This is a genomic window from Streptomyces sp. NPDC005181 (assembly GCF_040608395.1).
GTDB lineage: Bacteria > Actinomycetota > Actinomycetes > Streptomycetales > Streptomycetaceae > Streptomyces.
The window spans coordinates 1-4,843 of record NZ_JBEXID010000194.1; the positions used below are offsets into that span (position 1 = coordinate 1).

At 68.6% G+C, this 4,843-nt stretch carries 5 protein-coding genes; 4 read left to right on the forward strand and 1 reads right to left on the reverse strand.

The genetic code is table 11. The features are described 5' to 3' along the window. Positions 1-545: 545 nt before the first annotated feature. The gene (locus ABZV38_RS39560; RefSeq protein ID WP_356333709.1) at positions 546-1,106 is read left to right on the forward strand and encodes a hypothetical protein; all 561 of its coding nucleotides are present in this window, start codon (positions 546-548) and stop codon (positions 1,104-1,106) included. Between the two features lie 72 nt (positions 1,107-1,178). Further along, positions 1,179-2,711, forward strand: coding sequence for an ISKra4 family transposase (locus tag ABZV38_RS39565; RefSeq protein ID WP_356333711.1), 1,533 nt, complete (start codon positions 1,179-1,181; stop codon positions 2,709-2,711). A gap of 42 nt (positions 2,712-2,753) precedes the next feature. Here ABZV38_RS39565 and ABZV38_RS39570 read toward each other — a convergent pair whose 3' ends face one another. Continuing rightward, positions 2,754-3,404, reverse strand: coding sequence for a hypothetical protein (locus ABZV38_RS39570; RefSeq protein ID WP_356333712.1), 651 nt, complete (start codon positions 3,402-3,404; stop codon positions 2,754-2,756). A 570-nt stretch (positions 3,405-3,974) separates the two neighbouring features. On the opposite strand from ABZV38_RS39570, the gene ABZV38_RS39575 reads away from it, so the two are divergent. After that, positions 3,975-4,175: a hypothetical protein gene (locus ABZV38_RS39575; protein ID WP_355791162.1), complete on the forward strand. Its 201-nt coding sequence runs from the start codon at positions 3,975-3,977 to the stop codon at positions 4,173-4,175. 172 nt (positions 4,176-4,347) lie between these two features. Continuing rightward, positions 4,348-4,827, forward strand: a complete 480-nt coding sequence (locus tag ABZV38_RS39580; RefSeq protein WP_356333714.1) for a relaxase domain-containing protein — start codon at positions 4,348-4,350, stop codon at positions 4,825-4,827. Positions 4,828-4,843: the final 16 nt, after the last annotated feature.

Genomic DNA, 4,843 nt, shown 5'->3' on the forward strand with positions numbered 1-4,843 from the left:
GCCCACAGGCTGAGATGCTCCTCCGTCACATCCACCAGCATGACCACTCAACGACAGCACCGATCAACCGTCACAAGATCTGCTGCTGTAGTACTGGGAGGCAGGCCGGGTCCTCGGGGCAACGGTGATGATGGCCGTGGCAACCGCCGGCCGGGGGTCAGCGTTCGCGGCGTGGTCAGGTGGTGGTGCGGAGCGCCTCGGGATGGTGGCCGGCGCAGCAGCGCGGATCGTCCAGCCGTTCCACGGCCAGTAAATCCGCTAGGGCGCACGGCCCGTGGTCACACGGCCCGGCATGCGAAGGCACCAGGGCCGCCAGGACGAGCGGCTCCCCGGGGGCCCGATGTTTACGAAAGTCCACCACAGACCTGATTATGTTGGTGTTTGTCGGTACCTCCGTACCAGGTCCTGTCCGGTCGTCAGGCGGCCGTTACGCAGGGACAGGGGCCGGACTGTCTGAGTTGGGTGCGGTTCCTCTGAAGGGAAGGGTTGACCTGGGAGAACGCTGAGCAGGGCTGTGTTCTCGGCTACTCGTCTCTACCATGGTCGTGGAGGAGAGGTGGCGGATGGGTTCGCTGGTCGAGGAGTTGGAAGCACGCGAGGCAGCTGCCCGGGTTCAGGTGGCGGAGCTGGAAGCTGAGGTCGCCGCGCTGGCCGAGAAGTTGGAGCTGGCCAGGGAGAGTCTGGAGCGGTTGCGAATCGCGCGAGAGACGGTCGCCGAAGTACTCGCGGAGATGACCCCGGAGGACTCGGCGGCGGCCGTCGACGCACGGCTGCCGACTGCGGGTGAGCGGGTGGCGTCGGCGTATGCAGGGACCGAGCGGCAGGTCATCGGGGTGTTGACGGTGCCGAACTGGCAGCCCGGGATGGGGCCGGAGATCTTGCCGCGGGTGTATCGGGACATCGTGGAGGTGGTGGCGGACGCGCCGGGGCCGGTCCGCGCCAAGCAGGTCGTACCGCGGATCGGGCTTCCGGCGGAGAGCGGAAAGATCGAAGGCACGAGGTCGAAGCTGAAGCGGCTGGTGGAGCGAGGCTGGCTGGACGAGGACACGCCCGGCATGTTCGCCCCGGCCCACCGCCGCAGGGCTACTTCGCCCAACTCCCGTTAGCAGCAGGGCCCTTCCGCGCCTACATTCGAAGGTGCGACCCATATCGAATGCTGGACGGGAAGAGCCCCGGAGATGACACCGTACGACACCCATGCCACCGCTGACCCCTTTGCCCGCTCCCTCATCGCCTTCGAGACGCTGACGCATACGCTGTCGGGCGATCAGGCGAGCACGTGGACCCATGCCGAACTGGAGGAACACCTGGAGGTGGCCGGGCGAGAACTGCTTCGCCTGCTGCTGCAGGGCCATCTGGACCTGCGCGCAGCGCGGGAAGAGGAACAGGCCCGTGGCAGGGGCAGGCCGGTTGTGACCGGGCCGGAGGGACGGGTGCGGCCCTGGCAGGAGACGGGACACTCGCGCTGGCTGGCCAGCGTATTCGGGCTCGTCCGGGTCACCCGGGTCGCCCACCGGGGCCGGGGCGTGGGCAACGTCCACCCCGCCGACGAGGCGCTGTCCCTGCCAGCGGGCCGGCACTCGACGGGATTACGGCGACTCGCGGTCACCGAAGCCGTCCGCGGCTCGTTCGACCAGGCCCACGAAGCGGTCCAGCGCCGCTGCGGGAACGTGCTCGGCAAACGCAGACTGGAAGAACTCGTGGTCGCCGCCGCGGTCGACATCGACGGTTTCTACCGGACCCGGATCCCGATCCCGTGCACCCGCGAGATGCCGCTGGTGATCCAGGTCGACGGCAAGGGCGTGGTGATGCGGCCTGAGGCCCTGCGGGAGGCCACCCGCCGGGCCGCCGCGAAAGCGGTAGTCGGTCATCGCGGGCGGCTTGCGCCGGGCGAGAAGCCGAACCGGAAGCGGATGGCGACGGTGGCCTGCGTCTTCGACACCCGCCCCGCCCCCAGACGTCCGCACGACGTGATCCACCCGCCCGGCGGCCGCAGCGGCGAACGGCCGCCCCGACCGGGACCGCGGGCCGAGAACAAGTGGTGCACCGCCTCCCTGGTCCGCACGCCCGAACAGGTCATCGCCGACGCCTTCGACCAAGCCGAGGCCCGTGACCCCAAGCACCTGCGGCCGTGGATCGTGCTGGTCGACGGCGCCCGCCACCAGCTCGACCTGATCCGTGCCGAGGCCGACCGACGCGGCGTCACGGTGCACACGCTGCTGGACTTCGTGCACGTCGCGGAATACGTCTGGGCCGCTGCCCACGCCTTCCACAAACCGGGCACGACCGAGGCCGCGGCCTGGGCGGCCGAGCACCTGACTGCGATTCTCGCAGGTCACGCGTCCCGCACCGCCACCGAGATGACCGCCCAGGCGGACGGCGAACACCTGTCGGCCGCCCGGCGCGACGCCCTCGACGTCTGCCACCGTTATCTGACCGGCCACCTCGACCAGCTCCGCTACGACACGGCGCTGGAAAACGGCTGGCCGATCGCCACCGGCGCGGTCGAGGGCGCCTGCCGCCACCTGATCGCCGACCGCCTCGACATCACCGGCGCCCGCTGGGGCCTCGACGGAGCGGAAGCCGTACTGCGACTGCGTGCCGTCGTCTCCAACGGCGACCTCGACCCCTACTGGCGCCACCACGCCGCCCGCGAACACGAACGCCTCTACCCCGCACCCGACCAGCCGAACTACGCCCTCACCGCATGATCGCGGCCGTCGTTCGAAACGAACTACACCCCACCGCCGCCCCTACTTGTGGCGACGGCGGCCGAGCGCGCGAGAGAGTTCGCCGACCGGCGCGAGTACGTGTCCGCCGTCGCCCGCGCACCACCACACGGCCTCGCCGTCCCGCTCCGAGCCGTGGACACCGAGGTCATGTCGGGGGCACACCGGCCAGACCTGCCAGGTCTGTTCGAGCAGGCTCTCCTGGATCATGATCGTCAGGCTGGTCAGTGCCATGGTCGGGTCGTCGCACGTGCTCGGCAGGATATGTCCGCCCCAGTTGAGCCTGTCGCCGTCGGCAAGGCGGACACCGGCTCCCGTCGGGAACCAGTCCTCCAGGACCTCGATCTCCGGTTCGCCCTCGATCCCACGCGTGGGCAGGTCGCGGGCAATGATCCGCAGCGCGGCGCGCAACGTCTCCAAACGCTCGGGGGCGAGGTCGAAGCCGGGTTCGAAACCCACGTCGTCCAGGATGCGCCTGGCCAGGGCCGTCATCTCCGCCGGCGGCACCTCGGCTGGGTTCCGTTCGACGACCTCCAGGATGGCCTCGGTGCAGTGGGACCAGTCGAGCAGTTCGCAGGCGAGGGCCACAACGTCCTGCGGGTCGAGGTTGTCCTCGCGTAGCCCGATGTAGACCCTTCGCTCCAACTGTTCAGTAGCCGCTTCGTACTCAGCCATGGCGTTGCTCACCGGCCCAGTATCCCGACCCGGCGCGGCCCCCGCTGCATGAACTTTCGGCATCACGCCTGACGCACTCACCAGCGGAACTACGATCTCACCACTTCATCGCGGCCGTCACTCGAAAGGAACCGCACCCGTCTGAGTTCGCCGAGACCCGTGAGAACCGCGTTCGCCGCGCGGGTCGGTGAGGTCCAGGCCCTCAACTGACCTGCTACCGGCGCTGGTACCTGCGCTGGTACCGGCCACGCTTCCAATGCGGCTGCCGGCGCAGGTACCGGTCCCGATACGTCGATCCGTTCGTCTGCGCAGGTCAGAACCGGTGGGTATCCAGGAAACTGCCGCTTACACCTCTTCTCCATAGGAGAAGAGGCAGGTTTCCTTATCCGTCGTCTCGTCTGATCCACCATTTCGGGACCGGTTATCGGTCACGTTCCTGTTGCTCCTGGGCAAGCCTTCGCCAGCCGTGGGCAAGCCTGCAAGTACCGGCTTGCCCGGTGCCTGTAGAGAGGGTGTGGTGGTGTCGCTTTTGGCCCCGGACGTCGCTGCTTACGCGGGTAGCTTCCGATTATGGCGATTGCCCCGGAAGCGGAACGGCCGGCCCGCCCTGAGATGTCTCTGCCGCATCCCGAGATCACCTATATAGGGTGCGCTCGGTGCGGGACACAGATCGCGGGTCTCGATGGCCGGTACGCGTGTGCGGGTTGCGGCTGGGTCAACGACTGGTCCGAAGGCCACAGTCCGCTCCCCGAGACCGGGCGCCCGGCGTGAACTTTCCTGCGGCAGCGGAGCTCTGCCGGTCTGGAGCCGAGGTGGGAAGTATGGTTGCCGGCTGCCCGTGACACGGGAGAGCGGACCGACGACTCCGTGGTTTCGTCCCGCCCCACGGGAGCCCTCAGTTTGGGCCGTTGACCAGCGCTTTTTAGGTGCTGTGCTGGGTTGCATGATGACGTGCAAGCAAGTCAGCAAGGGCTCCGCATACAAGTACTACGGGCGTCAGGTGGCGGTCGGTGACGGCCGTCGGCCGCGGGGAAAGAGCCTGGAGCAGGCGCAGGAGGAGGCGGGTGTCCCGCCGGGTGTATGGATGGGCCGGGCGCTGCCCGCGGTCGGCCTGGTGGCCGGGGATCGGGTCACCGAGGGGCAGATGCGGAACCTGTTCGGCGAAGGCCTCCACCCGGACGCGGACCGCATCGTTGCCGACCGTCTTGCCGCCGGCGACAGTCCCGCAGCGGCCGCCCGGGCTTCCCGGCTCGGCTACCGGGTGCAGAAGTGGTCCGGGATTGATCTCGTGTTCCGCCCGCCCGGCAGCGTCCAGGTCCTGTGGGCGCTGGGCACACCGCCGGTCGAGGTTGTCAATTCCTTTGTGTATGTCGAGGTATGGAGCCTTGCTGGTCGGGCCACCGGCGGTGGTTACTTTCGGTGATCTTGCAGGGGTCAGA

Excerpts from the sequence above, each read along its gene's own strand:
- ABZV38_RS39565 (WP_356333711.1), top strand. The coding sequence starts at position 1,179 with ATGACACCGTACGACACCCATGCCACCGCTGACCCCTTTGCCCGCTCC.
- ABZV38_RS39570 (WP_356333712.1), bottom strand. The coding sequence starts at position 3,404 with ATGGCTGAGTACGAAGCGGCTACTGAACAGTTGGAGCGAAGGGTCTAC.
- ABZV38_RS39575 (WP_355791162.1), top strand. The coding sequence starts at position 3,975 with ATGGCGATTGCCCCGGAAGCGGAACGGCCGGCCCGCCCTGAGATGTCT.
- ABZV38_RS39580 (WP_356333714.1), top strand. The coding sequence starts at position 4,348 with ATGATGACGTGCAAGCAAGTCAGCAAGGGCTCCGCATACAAGTACTAC.